The organism is Pseudomonas sp. R3-52-08 (genome assembly GCF_003851745.1).
Taxonomy (GTDB): domain Bacteria; phylum Pseudomonadota; class Gammaproteobacteria; order Pseudomonadales; family Pseudomonadaceae; genus Aquipseudomonas.
In genome coordinates, this window is the sequence record NZ_CP027730.1 from 4315287 (window position 1) to 4334544 (window position 19258).

21 protein-coding genes are annotated in these 19258 nt (G+C 61.8%); 19 read left to right on the top strand and 2 right to left on the bottom strand.

All coding sequences use genetic code 11. The features are described 5' to 3' along the window. Positions 1–3 precede the first annotated feature (3 nt). Positions 4–1569 (top strand): PAS domain-containing methyl-accepting chemotaxis protein, encoded by a 1566-nt coding sequence (locus tag C4J91_RS19820; RefSeq protein WP_124363878.1) that lies wholly within the window; start codon positions 4–6, stop codon positions 1567–1569. A gap of 95 nt (positions 1570–1664) precedes the next feature. Here the strand turns inward: C4J91_RS19820 and C4J91_RS19825 are convergent, their stop codons facing one another. Further along, a complete protein-coding gene (locus tag C4J91_RS19825) occupies positions 1665–2357 on the bottom strand; it encodes an alpha/beta family hydrolase (RefSeq protein ID WP_124363879.1) in 693 nt (230 codons plus the stop codon). 79 nt (positions 2358–2436) lie between these two features. Between C4J91_RS19825 and ccoN (C4J91_RS19830) the strand changes: the two genes are divergently transcribed. The 16 genes from ccoN (C4J91_RS19830) (at position 2437) to hemN (ending at position 17166) form a co-directional block, all read left to right on the top strand. After that, positions 2437–3861, top strand: coding sequence for a cytochrome-c oxidase, cbb3-type subunit I (gene ccoN, locus C4J91_RS19830; protein WP_124363880.1), 1425 nt, complete (start codon positions 2437–2439; stop codon positions 3859–3861). A 10-nt stretch (positions 3862–3871) separates the two neighbouring features. Further along, positions 3872–4480, top strand: a complete 609-nt coding sequence (gene ccoO, locus C4J91_RS19835) for a cytochrome-c oxidase, cbb3-type subunit II (RefSeq protein ID WP_124363881.1) — start codon at positions 3872–3874, stop codon at positions 4478–4480. A 3-nt stretch (positions 4481–4483) separates the two neighbouring features. Next, positions 4484–4684: a cbb3-type cytochrome c oxidase subunit 3 gene (locus C4J91_RS19840; RefSeq protein WP_124363882.1), complete on the top strand. Its 201-nt coding sequence runs from the start codon at positions 4484–4486 to the stop codon at positions 4682–4684. Continuing rightward, on the top strand, positions 4681–5595 hold the full coding sequence (gene ccoP / locus C4J91_RS19845; RefSeq protein WP_124363883.1) for a cytochrome-c oxidase, cbb3-type subunit III: 915 nt from the start codon (positions 4681–4683) through the stop codon (positions 5593–5595). The genes C4J91_RS19840 and ccoP (C4J91_RS19845) overlap by 4 nt, the downstream gene beginning before the upstream one ends. A 391-nt stretch (positions 5596–5986) precedes the next feature. Then, entirely contained in the window at positions 5987–7429 is a 1443-nt protein-coding gene (gene ccoN, locus C4J91_RS19850) for a cytochrome-c oxidase, cbb3-type subunit I (protein ID WP_124363884.1), read from the top strand. Further along, positions 7429–8037 (top strand): cytochrome-c oxidase, cbb3-type subunit II, encoded by a 609-nt coding sequence (ccoO, locus tag C4J91_RS19855; RefSeq protein WP_124363885.1) that lies wholly within the window; start codon positions 7429–7431, stop codon positions 8035–8037. Before ccoN (C4J91_RS19850) ends, ccoO (C4J91_RS19855) begins: the two co-directional genes overlap by 1 nt. Positions 8038–8042: 5 nt before the next feature. Further along, positions 8043–8228 (top strand): CcoQ/FixQ family Cbb3-type cytochrome c oxidase assembly chaperone, encoded by a 186-nt coding sequence (locus C4J91_RS19860; protein ID WP_003193169.1) that lies wholly within the window; start codon positions 8043–8045, stop codon positions 8226–8228. After that, positions 8225–9202, top strand: a complete 978-nt coding sequence (ccoP, locus tag C4J91_RS19865; protein ID WP_124363886.1) for a cytochrome-c oxidase, cbb3-type subunit III — start codon at positions 8225–8227, stop codon at positions 9200–9202. The genes C4J91_RS19860 and ccoP (C4J91_RS19865) overlap by 4 nt, the downstream gene beginning before the upstream one ends. 170 nt (positions 9203–9372) lie before the next feature. Beyond that, the gene (locus tag C4J91_RS19870) at positions 9373–9627 is read left to right on the top strand and encodes a type II toxin-antitoxin system Phd/YefM family antitoxin (protein WP_124363887.1); all 255 of its coding nucleotides are present in this window, start codon (positions 9373–9375) and stop codon (positions 9625–9627) included. Then, the gene (locus tag C4J91_RS19875) at positions 9627–10037 is read left to right on the top strand and encodes a type II toxin-antitoxin system VapC family toxin (RefSeq protein WP_124363888.1); all 411 of its coding nucleotides are present in this window, start codon (positions 9627–9629) and stop codon (positions 10035–10037) included. The genes C4J91_RS19870 and C4J91_RS19875 overlap by 1 nt, the downstream gene beginning before the upstream one ends. Before the next feature lie 206 nt (positions 10038–10243). Then, complete coding sequence (gene ccoG / locus C4J91_RS19880) at positions 10244–11647, top strand: cytochrome c oxidase accessory protein CcoG (RefSeq protein ID WP_124363889.1); 1404 nt, start codon at positions 10244–10246, stop codon at positions 11645–11647. Between the two features lie 15 nt (positions 11648–11662). Continuing rightward, a complete protein-coding gene (locus C4J91_RS19885; RefSeq protein ID WP_124363890.1) occupies positions 11663–12202 on the top strand; it encodes a FixH family protein in 540 nt (179 codons plus the stop codon). 123 nt (positions 12203–12325) lie between these two features. Further along, a complete protein-coding gene (locus tag C4J91_RS19890; protein WP_124363891.1) occupies positions 12326–14770 on the top strand; it encodes a heavy metal translocating P-type ATPase in 2445 nt (814 codons plus the stop codon). Between the two features lie 22 nt (positions 14771–14792). Next, positions 14793–15005 (top strand): cbb3-type cytochrome oxidase assembly protein CcoS, encoded by a 213-nt coding sequence (gene ccoS / locus C4J91_RS19895; RefSeq protein WP_124363892.1) that lies wholly within the window; start codon positions 14793–14795, stop codon positions 15003–15005. Next, complete coding sequence (locus C4J91_RS19900; RefSeq protein WP_124363893.1) at positions 14998–15681, top strand: sulfite exporter TauE/SafE family protein; 684 nt, start codon at positions 14998–15000, stop codon at positions 15679–15681. Before ccoS ends, C4J91_RS19900 begins: the two co-directional genes overlap by 8 nt. Positions 15682–15783: 102 nt before the next feature. Next, on the top strand, positions 15784–17166 hold the full coding sequence (gene hemN / locus C4J91_RS19905) for an oxygen-independent coproporphyrinogen III oxidase (protein WP_124363894.1): 1383 nt from the start codon (positions 15784–15786) through the stop codon (positions 17164–17166). 6 nt (positions 17167–17172) lie between these two features. Here hemN and C4J91_RS19910 read toward each other — a convergent pair whose 3' ends face one another. Continuing rightward, positions 17173–17667, bottom strand: coding sequence for a hypothetical protein (locus tag C4J91_RS19910; protein WP_256681613.1), 495 nt, complete (start codon positions 17665–17667; stop codon positions 17173–17175). 157 nt (positions 17668–17824) lie between these two features. Here C4J91_RS19910 and fnr point away from each other — a divergent pair, with 157 nt between their 5' ends. Both fnr and C4J91_RS19920 read left to right on the top strand, forming a co-directional pair. After that, positions 17825–18559: a fumarate/nitrate reduction transcriptional regulator Fnr gene (gene fnr, locus C4J91_RS19915; RefSeq protein ID WP_124363895.1), complete on the top strand. Its 735-nt coding sequence runs from the start codon at positions 17825–17827 to the stop codon at positions 18557–18559. 78 nt (positions 18560–18637) lie between these two features. Continuing rightward, positions 18638–19186 (top strand): adenine phosphoribosyltransferase, encoded by a 549-nt coding sequence (locus tag C4J91_RS19920; protein ID WP_124363896.1) that lies wholly within the window; start codon positions 18638–18640, stop codon positions 19184–19186. Positions 19187–19258: the final 72 nt, after the last annotated feature.

Here is a 19258-nt window from a genome sequence, read left to right on the forward strand (position 1 = left end):
ATCATGCGTAATAACCAACCCGTTACCCAGCGCGAACGTACCTTCCCCGCTCAGCAACGGTTGATCTCCACCACAGACGCCAAGGGTGTGATCACCTACTGCAACGACGCCTTTGTCGAAATCAGTGGGTTCACCCGCGACGAACTGACCCGCGCCCCGCACAATCTGGTGCGTCACCCGGACGTTCCGGCGGCGGTGTTCGCGCACATGTGGTCGACGCTCAAACAAGGCTTGCCATGGATGGGCATTGTCAAGAATCGCTGCAAGACCGGTGACCACTACTGGGTTAACGCCTATGTGACACCGGTCTTCGACGGCAACCAGGTGATCGGCTACGAATCGGTGCGCATCAAGCCCACCGCCGAGCAGATCCGCCGGGCCGAAGCGCTCTATCAACGCATCAACCAGGGCAAGTCGGCCGTTCCCCAGCGGGACAAGTGGCTGCCGGTGCTGCAGGACTGGCTGCCGTTTATCCTGGTCAGCCAATTGAGCTTCATGATCGGTGCCACCCTCACGTCCCAATGGGGTTTTGCCTTGGCGGCAGCGCTGTCGGTGCCGTTGGGCCTGTTGGGCCTGAGCTGGCAACAGCGCGGCCTCAAGCGTTTGCTGCGCCTGGCCGAGCAGACCACCTCCGACCCGTTGATCGCGCAGATGTACACCGACAGCCGCGGCGCCCAGGCGCGACTGGAGATGTCGATCCTCAGCCAGGAAGCGCGTCTGAAGACCTGCCTCACCCGCCTGCAGGACACCGCCGAACACCTCAACGACCAGGCCGCGCAGTCCAACACCTTGGCGCACAACAGCTCCAGCGGCCTGGAGCGCCAGCGCGTAGAGACGGAACAGGTAGCCACTGCGGTCAATCAGATGGCAGCGACCACCCAGGAAGTCGCCAGCCACGTGCAGCGCACGGCAGATGCCACCCAGGAAGCCAATCGCCTGACCGGCCGCGGCCGCGATATCGCCGGGGAAACCCGTGAGGCGATTCAGCGCCTGTCGGTGGCGGTGGGCGAAACCGGTATCACCGTCACGCAACTGGCCAAGGACAGCGATGAAATCGGCGGCGTGGTGGATGTGATCAAAGGCATTGCCGACCAGACCAACCTGCTGGCCTTGAACGCCGCCATCGAAGCGGCGCGCGCCGGTGAGATGGGCCGTGGGTTTGCGGTGGTGGCGGATGAAGTGCGCCAGTTGGCGCAACGCACCGCCGAATCGACCGGGCAGATCCACACGCTGATCGCCAAACTGCAGCAGACGGCCGCCGCCGCCGTGCAAACCATGGACGCCGGGCATCGCCAGGCCGAAGAGGGTGTGGCACGGGTGATGGAAGCGGATCAGGCGCTGGTCGGTATCAGTGAGGCGGTAGCGAATATCACCGACATGACCACGCAGATCGCCGCCGCGACTGAAGAGCAAAGCGCGGTTGCCGAAGAGATCAGCCGTAACATCAGCACCATTGCGTTGCTGGCGGACCAGACCTCGGAGCAGGCGATGAACTCGGCGCAACTGAGTGAAGAGCTGACGCATACGGCCAATACCCAGTACTCGCTGGTAGAGCGTTTTAACCGATAGACCGCTATCGGGGGCAAGCCCCCTCCCACATTCGACCGAGTTCCAAATTTGGAATGTGGTCAAAATGTGGGAGGGGGCTTGCCCCCGATTAGGCCCTAACCGGCACCAAGAAACCCAGCCACCTTCACTGCAGCGGCCTCCAGATGCTGCTCATGACTAAACCCCGAAGCTTTCAACGGCTTCAAATCATGATCCCCCGCCACCAGCCACATCACCTCGATGCTCGGCGACAGCTCATACCCCTCCACCGCCGGCCGATTACCCAGCGCATCACGCTCGCCCTGCACAATCAGCGTCGGCGTCTTCAGTCCGGCCAGGTGCTCTACCCGAGGTTTTTCCGGCTTGCCCACCGCATAGAACGGATAGCCCAGGCACACCAACCCAGCGGCGTCCAGTTCGTCGGCCAATAAACTGGCCATCCGCCCGCCCATGGATTTGCCGCCAATCGCCATCTTGCCCGCGACATTACGCCGCACCAGGGCATACACCTCCCGCCACGCCTCCAGCAGTTTCGGCGCCGGGTTCGGTGGGCGCTTGCCCCCCTCCAACCGGCGCTGGGCCATGTAGGGAAACTCGAAGCGCACGACGTTAACGCCATGCCCGGCAAGGCGCGCAGCCATGTCGTTCATGAACGCCGAGTCCATCGGCGCGCCAGCGCCGTGGGCCAGGATCAATGTGACGGGCTCGCCTGAAACCGCCTGCGCTGCGACATCCCATAACCAGCCGCGTTCACGCACACACTGCGCCCATTGATCCCCGTCAATACTGGCCTTGTGCTCTTTGCCCATGCTTGCCTCGCTTTTTAGTCTGCCTATAACTCCAGCCCAAGTGCCGCTCCGGCTTGGGTTGAACCGTGGATGGGGAACCATGAACACTACTTTAAGTACCGCCTATAACTACAAGGTGGTCCGCCAATTCGCCATTATGACGGTGGTGTGGGGCATCGTCGGCATGGGCCTCGGGGTTTTTCTCGCGGCCCAATTGGTTTGGCCTGCGCTCAACTTCGATTTGCCCTGGACCAGCTTCGGTCGCCTGCGCCCGCTGCACACCAACGCCGTGATCTTTGCCTTCGGTGGCTGCGCACTGTTCGCCAGCTCCTTCTATTCGGTGCAGCGCACCTGCCAGACACAGCTGTTCGCACCGAAAATCGCCGCGTTCTGCTTCTGGGGCTGGCAGCTCGTCATCCTGTTGGCCGCGATCAGCCTGCCGCTGGGCTACACCAGTTCCAAGGAATACGCCGAGCTGGAATGGCCGATCGACATCCTGATCACCATCGTCTGGGTGGCCTACGCCATCGTGTTCTTCGGCACGATCATGAAGCGCAACACCAAGCACATCTATGTGGGTAACTGGTTTTTCGGCGCATTCATCATCACCGTGGCGATCCTGCATATCGTCAACAACCTGGAAATCCCGGTCAGCCTGACCAAGTCCTACTCGCTGTACGGCGGTGCGACGGATGCGATGGTGCAGTGGTGGTACGGGCATAACGCCGTAGGCTTTTTCCTCACCGCCGGCTTCCTTGGGATGATGTACTACTTCGTGCCCAAGCAGGCCGAACGCCCGGTGTATTCGTATCGTTTGTCCATCGTGCACTTCTGGGCGCTGATCACCCTGTATATCTGGGCCGGCCCCCACCACCTGCACTACACCGCGTTGCCGGATTGGGCACAGTCGCTGGGCATGGTGATGTCGCTGGTGCTGCTGGCACCGAGCTGGGGCGGCATGATCAACGGCATGATGACGCTCTCGGGCGCCTGGCATAAGTTGCGCAGCGACCCGATCCTGCGGTTCCTCGTGGTGTCCCTGGCGTTCTACGGCATGTCCACCTTCGAGGGCCCGATGATGGCGATCAAGACCGTCAACGCCCTCTCCCACTACACCGACTGGACCATCGGCCACGTACACGCCGGCGCACTCGGTTGGGTGGCGATGATTTCCATCGGCGCGCTGTACCACATGATCCCCAAGGTCTTCGGGCGTGAGCAGATGTACAGCCTCGGCCTGATCAACGCGCACTTCTGGCTGGCCACTATCGGCACCGTGCTCTACATCGCGTCGATGTGGGTCAACGGCATCGCCCAGGGCCTGATGTGGCGTGCGATCAATGAGGACGGCACCCTGACCTACTCCTTCGTCGAAACCCTGGTGGCCAGCCACCCGGGCTACATCGTGCGGCTGGTGGGCGGTGCGGTGTTCCTCAGCGGCATGTTCCTGATGGCTTACAACACATGGCGCACCGTGCGCGCGGTGCAGCCCGCCGACGCCGTGCCTGTCGCGCAACTGGCCTGAGGAGGTTGTGATGAAACACGAAGTCATTGAAAAAAACGTCGGCCTGCTGATGCTGCTGATGGTGCTCGCCGTGAGCATCGGCGGCCTGACCCAGATCGTCCCGTTGTTCTTCCAGGACGTGACCAACAAGCCGGTCGAAGGCATGAAACCCTACACCGCGCTGCAGCTGGAGGGCCGCGACATCTACATCCGTGAAGGCTGCGTGCAGTGCCACTCGCAGATGATCCGCCCGTTCCGCGCCGAGACCGAACGCTACGGCCATTACTCGGTGGCCGGCGAAAGCGTGTGGGACCACCCGTTCTTGTGGGGCTCCAAGCGCACCGGGCCGGACCTGGCCCGCGTGGGCGCACGCTACTCGGACGACTGGCACCGCGCGCACCTGTACAACCCGCGCAACGTGGTGCCCGAGTCGAAAATGCCGGCCTATCCGTGGCTGGTGACGGCTCAGGTCGACAGCAGTCACACCGAGACCAAACTGAACGTCATGCGCACCCTGGGCGTGCCGTACACCGACGACGACATTCGTGGCGCGGTCGCCAGCCTCAAGGGCAAGACCGAAATGGACGCGCTGGTTTCCTACCTGCAAGTGCTCGGCACTGCCATCAAGAGCAAGAGGTGAGCCATGGGATTTGAATTCGACGCGGGCACCATCCGCGGCCTCGGCACGCTGGTGGTCGCCATCGCTTTCATCGGCTTGTCGCTGTGGGTGTTCAACAACCGCCGCAACGCGGACTTCGAGCAGGCGCGCCTGCTGCCGTTCGCCGATGAACCTTCTCCCTCCGACGCTCAAGAAGCGCCCGCACCAAGGAGCACTCGGCCATGACTACCTTCTGGAGTACATGGATCTGCGTACTGACCCTCGGCAGCCTGATCGGCCTGACCTGGCTGTTGATCGGCACCCGCAAGGGCGAAACCCACGGCAGCGTCGACCAAACCATGGGCCACGCCTTCGACGGCATCGAGGAATACGACAACCCGCTGCCCCAGTGGTGGTTCATGCTGTTCGTCGGCACGCTGGTGTTTGCCGTCGGCTACCTGGTCCTCTACCCGGGCCTGGGTAACTGGAAAGGTGTGTTGCCGGGCTATGAAGACGGCTGGACATCGACCAAGGAATGGGACAAGGAGATGGCCAAGGCCGACGCCAGGTTCGGGCCGATCTATGCCAAATTCGCAGCGATGCCGGTGGAAGAAGTGGCCAAGGACCCGCAAGCCTTGAAGATGGGCGGTCGCCTGTTCGCCTCCAACTGCGCAGTGTGCCACGGCTCGGATGCCAAGGGCGCGTACGGCTTCCCCAACCTGGCAGACAGCCACTGGCGCTGGGGCGGTTCGGCCGCAGCGATCAAGGCCACCATCCTGGGCGGTCGCCACGCGGCGATGCCGGCCTGGGGTGAAGTGCTGGGCGAGGATGGGGTGAAGAATGTTGCCGCGTATGTACGCCACGACCTGGCCAAGTTGCCCTTACCGGCCGACAGCACGGCCGACCTGGCGGCGGGCCAGGCCGCATTCAACACCACCTGTGTTGCCTGCCACGGGCCGCAGGGCCACGGTGTGGAAGCCATGGGCGCGCCAAACCTGACCGAGCCTGCAGGGTTTATCTACGGCACCAGCCTGGCGCAGCTGCAACAGACCATCCGTCATGGTCGCCAGGGCCAGATGCCTGCGCAGGAAGTGCTGCAAGGCAATGACAAGGTGCACCTGCTGGCGGCTTATGTTTATAGCCTTTCCCATCAGTAACAGCAGATGAGCTGCAAGTCTTAAGCATCAAGCTGCAAGAGAAGAGCGTCTAACTCGGATCTTGCAGCTGCTTTTACTTGCAGCTTGCAGCTTGAAACTTCCCATTGCCGCTGCGCGGCTCCTTTCCCCTCCTGCCATTCGGGTCTACGCTTGCTTTCAAGCGAAGCGATTGCGGTGCACCCAACGCCCCTCGTCAAGGCTTCGATATTTTCCTGTCCACTTGATCAGCTTTCAATTAGGATTTTATCCTTACGCCAAACATGGAAAGGGCGCAGAATCTGGCGTGGAACGCATTGATACAGGTCAGTCATTGCGTTGCAATGGCCCCTCGCTTTCTACATACTTGCGGCCGATTTTACCTATAAAAAAACCTAAACCGTGGAACCTTAGAATGAGCACAGCAATCAGTCCGACTGCTTATAACTATAAGGTCGTTCGCCAGTTCGCCATCATGACGGTGGTCTGGGGGATCCTTGGCATGGGGCTCGGGGTGTTCATCGCCTCGCAACTGGTTTGGCCGCAATTGAATTTCGACCTGCCCTGGACGACCTTCGGCCGCCTGCGCCCGCTGCACACCAACCTGGTGATCTTTGCCTTCGGTGGCTGTGCGCTGTTTGCCACCTCCTACTACGTCGTGCAACGCACCTGCCAGACGCGACTGATTTCCGATGGCCTTGCCGCCTTTACCTTCTGGGGGTGGCAGGCGGTCATCGTCGGCGCCATCATCAGCCTGCCCCTGGGCTACACCACCACCAAGGAATACGCCGAGCTGGAGTGGCCGATCGCCATTTTGCTCGCCATTGTCTGGGTGACGTACGCCGTGGTGTTCTTCGGCACCATCGTCAAGCGCAAGACCAAGCACATCTATGTCGGCAACTGGTTTTACGGGGCGTTCATCCTGGTCACGGCCATGCTGCACATCGTCAACCACGCGTCCCTGCCGGTCAGCCTGTTCAAGTCCTACTCGGCCTATGCCGGCGCGACGGACGCGATGATCCAGTGGTGGTACGGGCATAACGCCGTGGGCTTTTTCCTCACCACCGGCTTCCTCGGGATGATGTACTACTTCGTGCCCAAGCAGGCCGAACGTCCCATCTATTCCTACCGCCTGTCCATCGTGCACTTCTGGGCGCTGATCACCCTGTACATCTGGGCCGGTCCGCACCACCTGCACTACACCGCGCTGCCGGACTGGGCGCAGTCGTTGGGCATGGCGATGTCGATCATCCTGCTGGCGCCGAGCTGGGGCGGCATGATCAACGGCATGATGACGCTCTCGGGCGCCTGGCATAAGCTGCGCACCGACCCGATCCTGCGCTTTCTGGTGGTTTCGCTGGCGTTCTACGGCATGTCGACCTTCGAAGGCCCGATGATGGCGATCAAGACCGTCAACTCGCTCTCCCACTACACCGACTGGACCATCGGCCACGTCCACGCCGGCGCTCTGGGCTGGGTGGCGATGATCTCCATCGGCGCGCTGTACCACATGATCCCCAAGCTGTTCGGGCGTGCGCAGATGCACAGCGTCGGGCTGATCAACACGCACTTCTGGCTGGCCACTATCGGCACCGTGCTCTACATCGCCTCGATGTGGGTCAACGGCATTACCCAGGGCCTGATGTGGCGTGCGATCAACGACGACGGAACCCTCACCTACTCGTTCGTTGAAGCGCTGCAAGCCAGCCACCCGGGCTATATCGTGCGCGCCCTGGGCGGTGCGTTCTTCGCCACCGGCATGCTGTTCATGGCCTACAACGTCTGGCGCACCGTGCGTGCCTCCGACCCTGAGCAAGCTGAAGCCGCCGCCAAGATCGCCGTCGTGGGAGCCCACTGATGAAGCATGAAGTAGTCGAGAAGAATATCGGCCTGCTGGCCTTCTTCATGGTCATCGCCGTGAGCATCGGCGGCCTGACCCAGATCGTCCCGCTGTTCTTCCAGGACGTGACCAACAAGCCGGTCGAAGGCATGAAACCGCGCACCGCCCTCGAACTGGAAGGCCGCGACGTCTATATCGCCAACGGTTGCGTGGGCTGCCACTCGCAGATGATCCGCCCGTTCCGCGCCGAAACCGAACGCTATGGCCACTACTCGGTCGCCGGTGAAAGCGTGTGGGACCACCCGTTCCTGTGGGGTTCCAAGCGTACCGGCCCGGACCTGGCACGCGTGGGCGGGCGTTACTCCGATGACTGGCACCGCGCGCACTTGTACAACCCGCGCAACGTGGTGCCGGAGTCGAAAATGCCGGCGTACCCGTTCCTGGTGGAACACAAGCTCGACGGCAAGGACACCGCGAAAAAAATGGAAGTCCTGCGCACCCTGGGCGTGCCCTACACCGACGAAGACATCGCCGGTGCGGCAGCCGCCGTCAAAGGCAAGACCGAAATGGACGCGTTGGTGGCCTACCTGCAGGGCCTTGGCACCCTCATCAAAAGCAAACGGTGACCGGCATGGATATCGGAATGATTCGTGGCCTGGGCACCGTCGTGGTGATGGTGGCCTTTATCGGCTTGGCGCTGTGGGTGTTCAGCCCACGGCGCAAATCGGAATTCGACGACGCGACCATGCTGCCTTTTGCGGATGACCCGGAAGCCATCAAGCACGTCGAGCAAGCGTCTAGGAGTAACAAAGAATGACTACGTTCTGGAGCCTGTACGTCACAGTCCTCAGTCTGGGTACCATCTTCGCCCTGACCTGGCTGCTGCTGTCGACCCGCAAGGGCCAGCGCGCCGAACAGACGGACGAGACCGTCGGCCACTCGTTCGACGGAATCGAGGAATACGACAACCCGCTGCCCAAATGGTGGTTCATGCTGTTCGTCGGCACTATCATCTTCGCCCTCGGCTACCTGGCGCTGTACCCTGGCCTGGGCAACTGGAAAGGCCTGCTGCCGGGTTACAACTACCTCGACAACGACAAGCAAACCGCGTTCGCCAACGGCCAGACCGGCTGGACCGGCGTGCACGAATGGGAAAAGGAAATGGCCAGGTCGGAGGCCAGGTTCGGGCCGATCTTCGCCAAATTCGCCTCGATGCCGATTGAAGAAGTGGCCAAGGACCCGCAGGCCCTGAAGATGGGCGGGCGTCTGTTCGCCTCCAACTGCTCGGTGTGCCACGGTTCCGACGCCAAGGGCGCCTACGGTTTTCCCAACCTGACCGACGCCGACTGGCGCTGGGGCGGCGACGCAGCGACCATCAAGCAAACCATCATGCAGGGCCGCCATGCGGTGATGCCAGGCTGGGCCGAAGTGATCGGCGAGCAAGGCGTGGCCGACGTAGCGGCGTTCGTGGTGACCAACCTCGATGGCCGCAAGCTGCCGGAAGGCGCCAAGGCCGACGTCGCCAACGGCGCAAAACTCTTCGCCGCCAACTGCGTGGCCTGCCACGGCCCAGCCGGTAAAGGCACCCCGGCCATGGGCGCACCGGACCTGACTCATCCGGGTGCGTTCATCTACGGTTCGAGCTTCGCCCAACTGCAGCAAACCATTCGCTATGGCCGCCAGGGCCAGATGCCAGCGCAGGAACAACTGCAGGGCAACGACAAGGTGCACTTGCTGGCGGCGTATGTGTACAGCTTGTCCCATGGGGATAAGAAGGCTGAGGAGCAGTAATTCGTCGAATACAACAAAGCCCCGCGCAGCAAAAACTGGCGGGGCTTTTTGTTTCTGGCGTTCAGAATCTGTCAAACAGGCATGGACTACCACTCGCGGCCTCGGACTTGCCGCACACAACCACAAGTAGTAACGTAACTACATCACATCCGACAAAGGGGGGCCGCCCCATGACCATCACCACCATTTCCAGCCGCGAATTCAACCAAGACACAAGTGGTGCCAAAAAAGCCGCACGCCAAGGGCCTGTTTTTATCACTGATCGCGGCAAGCCCGCCCATGTACTGCTAAGCATTGAGGACTACCAGAAATTGACAGGTCTGAATGCCGACATCGTTGACCTGCTGGTGATGCCGGAAGCGGCGGATATCGACTTCGAAACCGAGCGCGCCGTGATCATTCATCGACCCGTGGACCTTCCCTGATGTATCTACTCGACACCAATGTTATCTCCGAACTTCGTAAACCTCAGGCTGATGCAAACGTCATTGCCTGGGCAAAAAGCGTGATAGCGCCACGCATGTTCATTTCCGCGATCACGCTCAAGGAACTGGAAACCGGAGTGCTGCGCGTTGAGCGGCGAGACCCGACTCAGGGGAAGGTGTTGAGGGCCTGGCTCAAGCGCCATGTGATGCCCGCCTTTGATGCCCGAATCCTGCCCGTTGATGCGGCGGTCGCGTTGCGTTGTGCGCACTTGCATGTTCCAGACCGGGCCAACGAGAGTGACTCGTTGATCGCCGCAACCGCTCTGGTTCATGGGCTTACCGTCGTCACGCGCAACGTCAGCGACTTCAAATCCAGTGGTGTTGCGCTGATTAATCCATGGGAGGAATGACCTGCCTACCCACAAAACCATCCATACTTCACAAGTCAATTGATCCAGATCACGTACACCATCAATTGATTTCCCCCAACGCGACCAAAGGTCGCACCCTTCACGTACCACCGGGGGCGTATCATTAGGCCACTGCAACATCCTTAATTTGACCCCGGTTGGCACGTACTGGCCGAGGCAAATCTCCACCGCCGTGGGATGCAATGATGAGCAACCAGATACCGGTACACGACGTTACCCCGCCTGCCAAAACCGTCGATCTCTATGCGTCACGAGAGAAAATCTACACCCGCGCTTTCACCGGGCTGTTCCGCAATCTGCGCATGCTCGGCGGTGCCGGCCTGTTCCTGCTGTACTTCGGCACGGTGTGGCTGAACTGGGGCGGCCACCAGGCGGTGTGGTGGAACCTGCCGGAGCGTAAGTTCTTTATTTTCGGCGCAACCTTCTGGCCTCAGGATTTCATCCTGCTGTCGGGCATCCTCATCGTCGCGGCGTTTGGCCTGTTCTTCATCACGGTTTACGCCGGCCGCGTCTGGTGCGGCTATACCTGCCCGCAAAGCGTGTGGACGTGGATCTTCATGTGGTGCGAAAAGGTTACCGAAGGCGATCGCAACCAGCGCATCAAGCTGGACAAGGCGCCCATGGGCGTCAGCAAATTTCTGCGCAAATTCAGCAAGCACACGCTGTGGCTGCTGATCGGTTTTGTCACCGGCCTGACCTTTGTCGGCTACTTCTCGCCGATCCGCGAACTGGTATTGGACTTTTTCACCGGCCAGGCCGACGGCTGGTCGTATTTCTGGGTGGGTTTCTTCACCCTCGCCACCTACGGCAACGCCGGCTGGCTGCGCGAACAGGTGTGCATCTACATGTGCCCCTATGCGCGGTTCCAGAGCGTGATGTTCGACAAGGACACGCTGATCGTTTCCTACGACCCACGCCGTGGCGAAGTGCGTGGCCCGCGCAAGAAGGGGGTCGACTACAAGGCCCAGGGCCTGGGCGATTGCATCGACTGCACGATGTGCGTGCAGGTGTGCCCCACCGGCATCGACATCCGCGACGGCCTGCAGATCGAGTGCATCGGTTGCGCTGCCTGCATCGACGCCTGCGACAACATCATGGACAAGATGGAGTACCCACGCGGCCTGATCAGCTACACCACCGAGCACAATCTGTCCGGACAGAAAACCCATAAGTTGCGCCCGCGCCTGATCGGTTACGCCTTGGTGTTGCTGGCGATGATCAGCCTGCTGGTGGCCGCGTTCTTCATGCGTTCGCTGGTGGGCTTCGACGTAAGCAAGGACCGCGTGCTGTACCGCGAAAACGCCGAAGGGCGCATCGAAAACGTCTACAGCCTGAAAATCATGAACAAGGATCAACGCGACCACACCTACGTGCTCGACGCCGCCGGCCTGCCCGACCTCAAGCTGCAAGGCCGACGCGAAATCAAGGTGGCCGCCGGCGACATCGTCAGCATGCCGGTAGAATTGTCGAGTGCGCCCGAGCAGTTGCCGTCAAGCACCAACGAGGTAACGTTCATCCTCGAGGACGCCGACGACAACAGCGTCCGCATTGAAGCCAAGAGCCGATTCATCGGCCCACAAGTCCGTTAGACAGGGAACACGAGAATGCCCGTAACCACTGCCGCAAGCCCCTGGTACAAGCACCTCTGGCCCTGGATCATCATCGCGATCCTCGCCTGCTCAGTGACCCTGACCTTGTCCATGGTGACCATCGCGGTGAACCACCCGGACAACCTGGTCAACGACAACTATTACGAGGCAGGCAAAGGCATCAACCGCTCTCTGGACCGCGAACGCCTGGCCCAGACCCTGCAACTGCGCGGCAAGCTGCACCTGGACGCGCTGACCGGTGAAGTCGATCTGCACCTCACCGGCTACAGCAACCCGAGCACCCTGGAGCTGAACCTGATCTCACCGACCCAGCCGGCGAAGGATCGCAAGATCAACCTGACCCGCAGCGCCAGCGAACCGGACCGCTACATCGGCCAGGTCACCGACAAGGTCGAAGGGCGCCGCTTCGTGGAACTGCTCGGCGTGGAAGGCGACAAGACCTGGCGCCTGTTCGAAGAAGAAGAGGTCAGCCACGACACAGACTTGTTGCTGGGCGATGAGCCGTTGCAAGGTGCCGAAGACCTGAAAAAGTAACTGATCATTCCCACGCTCCGCGTGGGAATGCAGCCCATGGCGCTCAGCGCCATAAAAGCGGACGCAGAGCGTCCAGCGAGGCGTTACCACGCAGAGCGTGGGAACGATCTGAGATCCCGAACCATGATCACCCCCTGCTACCACTGCGCCCTGCCCGTCCCCTCCGGCAGCCGGTTCACCACACAAATCCTCGGCGAGCGCCGCGAGCTCTGCTGCCCGGGTTGCCAGGCGGTGGCGGAGGCGATTGTGGCAGGCGGGCTGGAAAGCTATTACCGGCACCGCAGCGAAGCCTCGGCCAACCCCGAAGCGCTGCCGGTGCAACTGGTCGATGAACTGGCGCTGTACGATCGCGCCGATGTGCAAAAGCCTTTCGTACGCCACACCGGCGAATTCGCCGAAGCCACCCTGCTGATGGAAGGCATCAGCTGCGCGGCCTGTGGCTGGTTGATCGAGAAACACCTGCGCAGCCTGCCCGCCGTGGCCGAGGCGCGGCTGAACCTGTCCAACCACCGCCTGCACGTGCGCTGGGCCGACGGGCAGTTACCGTTGAGCCAGGTGCTCAGTGAGCTGCGCCATATCGGCTATGCCGCCCATCCCTATCAAGCGGACCGTGCCGCCGAACAACTGGCCGGCGAGAATCGCCTGGCCCTGCGTCAACTGGGCGTTGCCGGGTTACTGTGGTTCCAGGCCATGATGGCGACCATGGCCACTTGGCCTGAATTCAATATCGACCTCAGCCCCGAGTTGCATGTCATCCTGCGCTGGATCGCGATGTTTCTGACCACCCCCATCGTGTTCTACAGCTGTGCGCCGTTTTTCAAAGGGGCGCTGCGCGACCTGCGCACCCGCCACCTGACCATGGACGTGTCGGTGTCCCTGGCCATTGGCGGGGCTTATCTGGCGGGCATCTGGACCGCGATCACCGGTGTGGGCGAGTTGTACTTCGATGCGGTCGGCATGTTCGCGCTGTTCCTGCTGGCCGGACGCTACCTGGAGCGGCGTGCCCGCGAACGCACCGCCGCCGCCACCGCGCAGTTGGTCAACCTGCTGCCCGCCTCGTGCCTGCGCCTGGCCGCAGACGGGCAAAGCGAACGCATCCTGCTCGGCGAACTGACCTTGGACGATCGGGTGCTGGTCCACCCTGGCGCGGTGCTGCCAGCGGATGGCGTGATTCTCGAAGGCCAATCCAGCGTCGACGAATCCCTGCTTACCGGCGAATACCTGCCGCAGCCCCGTCAGGTCGGCGATGCCGTCACCGCCGGCACGCTCAACGTCGAAGGCGCGCTGACCGTGCAGGTGCGCGCCTTGGGCCACGACACACGCCTGTCAGCCATCGTGCGCCTGCTGGAGCGTGCCCAGGCCGAAAAACCGCGCTTGGCGCAAATCGCCGACCGCGCCGCACAGTGGTTTCTGCTGGGCTCGCTGCTGGCGGCTGCGGTGATCGGCCTGGTGTGGTGGGAGCTCGATGCCTCCAGGGCGTTCTGGATTGTATTGGCCATGTTGGTAGCGACCTGCCCGTGCGCGTTGTCCCTGGCCACCCCCACCGCCCTCACCGCCGCCACCGGCACGCTGCACACCCTTGGCTTGCTGCTGACCCGTGGCCATGTGCTGGAAGGCCTCAACCAGATCGACACGGTGATTTTCGACAAGACCGGCACGCTCACCGAAGGACGCCTGGCGTTGAGGGCCATCCGGCCTCTGGGCGAGCTGGACAGCGAGCAGTGCCTGGGCCTCGCCGCCGCGCTGGAAAATCGCTCCGAACACCCGATTGCCCGCGCCTTCGGCCGTGCCCCCCTGGCTGCCGATGACGTCCTGAGCAGCCCCGGCCTGGGCCTGGAAGGCCGCGTGGACGAACGCTTGATGCGCATTGGCCAAGCCGCTTTTGTCTGTGAACTCAGTGGCGCCCCCATCCCAACTTCACCAGACGAAGCCGGACAATGGCTGCTGTTGGGGGATCAACGCGGCGCGCTCGCCTGGTTTGTGCTCGACGACCGCCTGCGCAGCGATGCACCAGCCCTGCTCGCCGCATGCAAGGCGCGCGGCTGGCGCACGCTGCTACTGTCGGGGGACAGCTCGCCGATGGTCGCCAGTGTCGCGTCTGAGCTGGGCATCGATGAAGCCCACGGCGGCCTGCGCCCCGACGACAAGCTGCAAGTGCTGCAACGCCTGCACCGGGAAGGCCGCAAGGTGCTGATGCTCGGCGACGGTGTCAACGATGTGCCGGTCCTGGCCGCTGCGGATATAAGCGTGGCGATGGGCTCGGCCACCGACCTGGCAAAAACCAGCGCCGATGCGGTGCTGTTGTCCAACCGCCTGGAGGCGTTGGTGCAGGCTTTTACCTTGGCGCGACGCACACGCCGGGTGATCATCGAAAACCTGCTGTGGGCCGGGCTGTACAATGGCCTGATGCTGCCGTTCGCGGCCCTGGGGTGGATCACCCCCATCTGGGCGGCCATCGGCATGTCCCTCAGTTCGTTGACGGTGGTGCTCAATGCCCTGCGCCTGACGCGCCTGCCCAGCGTGCCAGCCGCCAGTACCCCCTTGATAAACCGCCCGCTGCCGGCTTGAACCGCGCGGGCATGGAGTGCAGATGCCAGCTCTATACGTGATGATTCCGGCGGCGCTGCTGTTAGTGGGCGTGGCCATCTACATCTTCTTCTGGGCTGTGGACAGCGGCCAATACGAAGACCTCGACGGCCCGGCCCACAGCGTGCTGTTCGACGACCAGGACCCGAATCACCTGGCCGCTGTCGACGAAGCCAACCGCACCGAGCAGCCGCCCAAAGGGCCGCCCCATGCTTGAGCTGGCGCCTTTGCTGGTTTCTGCGCTGATCCTCGGCCTGCTCGGCGGAGGCCATTGCCTGGGCATGTGCGGCGGCTTGATGGGGGCGCTGACCCTGGCCATTCCCCCGGAGCAGCGCAGCCGCCGGTTCCGCCTGCTGCTGGCCTACAACCTGGGGCGCATCCTCAGTTATGCCTCGGCGGGGTTGCTGATCGGCCTCGCCGGCTGGGCCGTGGCCAACAGCCCGGGGGCGATGTTCCTGCGCGTGCTCGCGGGGTTGCTGCTGATCACCATGGGCTTGTACCTGGCGGGTTGGTGGAGCGGACTGACCCGCATCGAACGCCTCGGTCGCGGCCTGTGGCGGCATATCCAGCCGGTTGCCAGCCGCTTGCTGCCGGTCTCAAGCCTGCCTCGCGCATTACTGCTGGGCGCGCTTTGGGGCTGGCTGCCGTGCGGGTTGGTCTACAGCACCTTGCTGTGGGCCGCGAGCCAGGGGAATGCGCTGGACAGCGCGTTGCTGATGCTGGCGTTCGGCCTGGGCACCTGGCCGGTGTTGCTGGCGACCGGGCTGGCCGCCGAACGTGTCACCGCGCTATTGCGCAAGCGCAGCGTGCGCATGGCCGGTGGTGTGCTGGTGGTGTTGTTCGGCCTCTGGACCCTGCCTGGGCCGCACCAGCACTGGCTGATGGGGCACTGACACGCCTGTGGCATAGCGCCGCTCCCCGTTGATGCAAATCAACATGCCCTCCCCACACAGCCCCTAGACTCGGCCGACTAGCCAATCCGGGGGACCGCGCGCATGCTCGACGCCATTCGTTGGGACACAGATCTGATTCACCGCTACGACCTGGCGGGGCCGCGCTACACGTCCTACCCCACCGCCGTACAATTCGACAGCCAGGTCGGCTCCTTCGACCTGCTCCATGCGCTGCGCGACAGTCGCAAGGCCATACGGCCGTTATCGCTGTATGTGCATGTGCCGTTCTGCGCCAACATTTGCTACTACTGCGCCTGCAACAAGGTGATCACCAAGGACCGAGGTCGCGCCCAGGCCTATCTGCAACGCCTGATGCAAGAGATCCAGCAGGTGGCCTGCCACCTCGACCCGAAACAGCCGGTGGAGCAACTGCATCTGGGGGGCGGCACACCGACCTTTCTCAGCCATGACGAGCTGCGCCAGGTGATGACCCACCTGCGCCAGCACTTCAATCTGCTGGAGGACGATTCGGGCGACTACGGCATCGAAATCGACCCTCGCGAAGCCGATTGGGCAACCATGGGCCTGCTCCGTGAACTGGGCTTCAACCGCGTCAGCGTCGGCCTGCAAGACCTCGACCCCGAGGTGCAACGGGCGGTCAATCGCCTGCAGAGCCTGGAAGAAACCCGCGCGGTGATCGACGCGGCGCGTACCCTGCAATTTCGCTCGATCAATATCGACCTGATCTACGGCCTGCCCAAGCAGTCGCCACTCAATTTTGCGCGCACCGTGGAGGAAGTCATCGGCCTGCAACCGGACCGTCTGTCGGTGTTCAACTACGCGCATTTGCCGGAACGCTTCATGCCCCAGCGGCGGATCCATACCGAAGACCTGCCCTCGCCGGCAGAAAAATTACTGATGCTGCAAACCACCATCGAGCAGTTGACCCAGGCGGGTTATCGTTACATCGGCATGGATCATTTTGCGCTGCCGGATGACGAACTGGCCATCGCCCAGGAAGAAGGCACGCTGCAACGCAATTTCCAGGGCTACACCACGCATGGGCATTGCGATTTGATTGGGCTGGGGGTTTCAGCGATCAGCCAGATCGGCGACCTGTATTGCCAGAACAGCAGCGACCTCAACCAGTACCAGAACGCCTTGGCCGGTGCGCAACTGGCCACCAGTCGCGGCCTGATCTGTACCACCGACGACCGTCTGCGGCGGGACGTGATCCAGCAGTTGATCTGCCATTTCAGCCTGGAATTCGCGGGCATCGAGCAGAGGTTCAATATCGATTTTCGCGGCTATTTCGATGAGCTGTGGCCGCAGTTACAGATAATGGCTGCGGACGGCCTGATCGAGCTGGATACCCGGGGCATCCGCGTGCTGCCGGCCGGGCGCCTGCTGGTGCGCTCGGTGTGCATGGTGTTCGATGCATACCTCGAGCACCAGAACCGGCAGAGGTTCTCGCGGGTGATTTGAGAATATCTAACCCATTGCCAGGGAGGCAGCCTTCATTGCATCGTCGCCGCTCAGCCCCTTCATAGCCTTGCTCAACGACGTCTGCGCGGTGACGAGGGCCGCATTCAGCGCGGCCAATGCACCCTGAATATTGCTCATCTTGGCCCGAGCCTGTTCCGCAGACAGCGTTTTGTCTGCCATGACGGCAGCCAGTTCGGCTTGTTTTTCCGCGATCTGCTTCTTGATCTCGCGAATCATCTTCAGCGCCTGCTGGACGTTGTCCGGCAACCCGCTTTCCTCGATATCGCTGTTGGATTTCTTCGCGTCGTTGATAGCCAGTAAAGCCGCTCCGGAAAACGTGACTTTCACACCTTCCTCCGTCTTGGTACTCAGGGGCGCTGAAGTGGCATCCTTCAGATCCTTGGCGGCCGCGGCCGATTTGGCTTCAGCCACTCGGTCTTTGGGCTCCGGCAGGGGCAGCGCACTGAGGCTTGCCGGGCTATTTCCACCAATGGACATCATGAGGTCGAGCTCCCTATTCAAAGACTGGCGTTACTGTGTATCGGCCTCGATACCCAAACCTTTATTCCTTTAGCGGTTTTTTGCACGCACTGGCCTCATTGCCCCCCAGTGCGTTACCCTTACGTCTTATGTGTGTTTTCCCACAAGGATTTAAGAAATGTCCGAGCCAGTTAAACAGCGCGCTCACGGCCAGGCCCACTGCAAGGATTGCAGCCTGGCCCCCCTCTGCCTGCCACTTTCATTGAATCTGGAAGACATGGATGCGCTGGACGACATCGTTAAACGCGGCCGCCCACTGAAAAAAGGCGAGTTTCTGTTTCGCCAGGGCGACAAGTTCGACTCGGTCTACGCAGTACGCTCAGGGGCGTTGAAGACGTTCAGCCTCAGCGATGGTGGCGAAGAGCAAATCACTGGCTTTCACTTGCCCAGCGAACTGGTCGGGCTGTCGGGGATGGACACTGAGATTCATCCGGTGTCGGCCCAGGCGTTGGAGACTACGTCGGTGTGTGAAATCCCCTTCGAGCGCCTGGATGAATTGGCCTTGCAACTGCCGCAATTGCGCCGTCAGTTAATGCGCGTGATGAGCCGCGAGATTCGTGACGATCAACAGATGATGCTGCTGTTGTCGAAAAAAACCGCCGACGAGCGCATCGCGACGTTCCTGGTCAACCTATCGGCGCGTTTCCGCGCCCGTGGGTTTTCGGCCAACCAGTTCCGCCTGAGCATGTCGCGTAATGAAATCGGCAATTACCTGGGCCTCGCGGTGGAAACCGTGTCCCGCGTATTTACCCGCTTCCAGCAAAATGCGCTGATTGCCGCCGAGGGCAAGGAAGTGCATATCCTCGACCCCATCCAGCTGTGCGCGCTGGCCGGCGGTTCCCTGGAAATGTGATCCAGGGTCTGCGGCCAAGCGAACCCGCGAGGCCGCAGGTATACTTCGAGTCCGTTTTCCGCCCAGGACTCTTCGACGATGACCTTCGATTCGTTCGACATCAAATCCCTGATCCGCCCCGTCATCGACTTCCCCAAGCCTGGGGTAATCTTCCGTGACATCACGCCATTGTTCCAATCACCCCGTGCCCTGCGCCTGGTCGCCGACAGCTTTGCCCAACGCTATGTCGAAGCCGATTTCAGCCATATCGGCGCGATGGATGCACGCGGCTTCCTGATCGGCTCGATCATCGCCTATCAGCTCAACAAGCCACTGATCCTGTTTCGCAAGCAAGGCAAACTGCCGGCCGACGTTCTGGCTGAGGGTTACCAGACCGAATATGGCGAAGCCTTCCTTGAAGTGCACGCCGACAGCCTGTGCGAAGGTGACTCGGTGCTGATGTTCGATGACTTGATCGCCACGGGCGGCACCCTGATTGCTGCGGCGAACCTGGTGCGGCGCATGGGCGCAAAAATCTTTGAAGCGGCGGCGATCATCGATTTGCCGGAGCTGGGTGGGTCGCAGCGCTTGGAAGACATGGGCATCCCGACGTTTTGCCTGACGCAGTTTGCCCTGACCGAGCGATAAGTAGTGTCCTGACTGGCCCCATCGGGAGCAAGCCCCCTCTCACACTTTTGACTGTGTCCACAAATCAAACTG

Bases quoted from the DNA above. Each gene is read 5' to 3' on its own strand.
- C4J91_RS19820 (WP_124363878.1), top strand. From the start codon at position 4: ATGCGTAATAACCAACCCGTTACCCAGCGCGAACGTACCTTCCCCGCT.
- C4J91_RS19825 (WP_124363879.1), bottom strand. From the start codon at position 2,357: ATGGGCAAAGAGCACAAGGCCAGTATTGACGGGGATCAATGGGCGCAG.
- ccoN (WP_124363880.1), top strand. From the start codon at position 2,437: ATGAACACTACTTTAAGTACCGCCTATAACTACAAGGTGGTCCGCCAA.
- ccoO (WP_124363881.1), top strand. From the start codon at position 3,872: ATGAAACACGAAGTCATTGAAAAAAACGTCGGCCTGCTGATGCTGCTG.
- C4J91_RS19840 (WP_124363882.1), top strand. From the start codon at position 4,484: ATGGGATTTGAATTCGACGCGGGCACCATCCGCGGCCTCGGCACGCTG.
- ccoP (WP_124363883.1), top strand. From the start codon at position 4,681: ATGACTACCTTCTGGAGTACATGGATCTGCGTACTGACCCTCGGCAGC.
- ccoN (WP_124363884.1), top strand. From the start codon at position 5,987: ATGAGCACAGCAATCAGTCCGACTGCTTATAACTATAAGGTCGTTCGC.
- ccoO (WP_124363885.1), top strand. From the start codon at position 7,429: ATGAAGCATGAAGTAGTCGAGAAGAATATCGGCCTGCTGGCCTTCTTC.
- C4J91_RS19860 (WP_003193169.1), top strand. From the start codon at position 8,043: ATGGATATCGGAATGATTCGTGGCCTGGGCACCGTCGTGGTGATGGTG.
- ccoP (WP_124363886.1), top strand. From the start codon at position 8,225: ATGACTACGTTCTGGAGCCTGTACGTCACAGTCCTCAGTCTGGGTACC.
- C4J91_RS19870 (WP_124363887.1), top strand. From the start codon at position 9,373: ATGACCATCACCACCATTTCCAGCCGCGAATTCAACCAAGACACAAGT.
- C4J91_RS19875 (WP_124363888.1), top strand. From the start codon at position 9,627: ATGTATCTACTCGACACCAATGTTATCTCCGAACTTCGTAAACCTCAG.
- ccoG (WP_124363889.1), top strand. From the start codon at position 10,244: ATGAGCAACCAGATACCGGTACACGACGTTACCCCGCCTGCCAAAACC.
- C4J91_RS19885 (WP_124363890.1), top strand. From the start codon at position 11,663: ATGCCCGTAACCACTGCCGCAAGCCCCTGGTACAAGCACCTCTGGCCC.
- C4J91_RS19890 (WP_124363891.1), top strand. From the start codon at position 12,326: ATGATCACCCCCTGCTACCACTGCGCCCTGCCCGTCCCCTCCGGCAGC.
- ccoS (WP_124363892.1), top strand. From the start codon at position 14,793: ATGCCAGCTCTATACGTGATGATTCCGGCGGCGCTGCTGTTAGTGGGC.
- C4J91_RS19900 (WP_124363893.1), top strand. From the start codon at position 14,998: ATGCTTGAGCTGGCGCCTTTGCTGGTTTCTGCGCTGATCCTCGGCCTG.
- hemN (WP_124363894.1), top strand. From the start codon at position 15,784: ATGCTCGACGCCATTCGTTGGGACACAGATCTGATTCACCGCTACGAC.
- C4J91_RS19910 (WP_256681613.1), bottom strand. From the start codon at position 17,667: ATGATGTCCATTGGTGGAAATAGCCCGGCAAGCCTCAGTGCGCTGCCC.
- fnr (WP_124363895.1), top strand. From the start codon at position 17,825: ATGTCCGAGCCAGTTAAACAGCGCGCTCACGGCCAGGCCCACTGCAAG.
- C4J91_RS19920 (WP_124363896.1), top strand. From the start codon at position 18,638: ATGACCTTCGATTCGTTCGACATCAAATCCCTGATCCGCCCCGTCATC.